Genomic DNA, 374 nt, shown 5'->3' on the forward strand with positions numbered 1-374 from the left:
TTACAGTAGGTGTACTAGGAGAATTCCGTCTCAACACCCACTTCCAGCTACGCATAGCACCAGCCATGTATTTCGGTACCCGACATCTCTCCTTCTACAACATGCTGGAAAAAGATGGAGCCGGTAATCCGATCCAACAGAAACAGGAGATGAAGACGGCTTACATTTCCAGTGCCCTCGATCTGATATTTGCAGCACAGAGATTCAACAATCACCGCCCATACATCATGGCAGGAATCAACCCGATGATGAATCTGAACAGCAAGAACGAAGATTATATCAAACTGAAGAAAACAGATCTGTTTCTGGAGTTGGGATTGGGGTGTGATTTCTATCTGCCTTATTTCAAACTTCGCCCTGAATTGAAATTCATG

General features: G+C 44.4%; 1 protein-coding gene. It reads left to right on the forward strand.

Translation table 11 applies throughout. From position 1 onward, the window contains the following. On the forward strand, window positions 1–374 hold a 374-nt coding region (porT, locus tag D4A39_RS19430; RefSeq protein ID WP_147393987.1), incomplete at both ends, for a type IX secretion/gliding motility protein PorT/SprT.

This window comes from Alcanivorax profundi, from assembly GCF_003597125.1.
In the GTDB taxonomy this organism is placed as follows: Bacteria; Pseudomonadota; Gammaproteobacteria; order Pseudomonadales; family Alcanivoracaceae; genus Alcanivorax; species Alcanivorax profundi.